Annotated in this window: 1 protein-coding gene; it reads right to left on the bottom strand. The window is 67.1% G+C overall.

The genetic code is table 11. The annotated features are described in order from the left end of the window. Positions 1-12 precede the first annotated feature (12 nt). A partial coding sequence (locus tag ACLF3M_RS35350; protein ID WP_430661706.1) for an ABC transporter substrate-binding protein occupies positions 13-764 on the bottom strand: 752 nt, incomplete at its 5' end.

Genomic DNA, 764 nt, shown 5'->3' with positions numbered 1-764 from the left:
ATTGCACTCGCGTTACCGCGCCGCGAGCTTCACGCCATAGACGGCGACCCGCCCATCGCCACGCGGCGCGAGGCCGCTGACTCGCGCGGAGGTGCCGTGCAGGTCGACGCCCTGGAACAGCCACACCACCGGGCACTCGGCGTGCATCGCCCTCATCAGCTCGCGATAGATGCCGGCGCGCGTCTCGGGGTTCATCTCGCGCCGCCCTGCATCGATGAGGCGGTCGAACTCGGCATTCTCAACATAGGAATAGCGCCAGTCAGAACGGTACTGCCCGACCTGGAAATCCGGATCATCTGGCGGCGCCAAGCCGAGGAAGGCGACCGGCGCCAGTTCGCGCACCCGCAACTGGCGCAGATATTCGCCGGATTCCAGCGTCTCCAGCCGACAGCGAATGCCGACGCGCGCCAGCATGCCGGCGCAGGCCTCCGCCACCTCGCGGTCCTGTGGGAAGCGGCCGGAGGGCGTCTTGAGCACGGTCTCGAAGCCATTGGGATGGCCGGCCTCGGCCAGCAAGGCGCGCGCCCGCGCCTGATCGAAGGCGTAGTCAGTCAGCGAGGGATCGAAACCCTGCTGCTCTCGCCGCAGGATCTGGCCGTTCAGTGTCCGGGCCTTGCCAGCGAAGAGGCCGCGCACGATCGCATTCTTGTCGATGGCGTGGTTCATCGCCATTCGCACGCGCTTGTCCTGAAGTGGCCCGGCATGTTGCGGGAGCGAGGACAGCGTCAGGTGGAAGATCCGGTAGCTCGGCGATTCCAGGATCC

The sequence above is a fragment of the Falsiroseomonas sp. HW251 genome, assembly GCF_050563545.1.
GTDB lineage: Bacteria > Pseudomonadota > Alphaproteobacteria > Acetobacterales > Acetobacteraceae > Falsiroseomonas.
The sequence above is the reverse complement of the archived record's forward strand: the minus strand, read 5'-3'. Positions and strand labels throughout refer to the sequence as shown.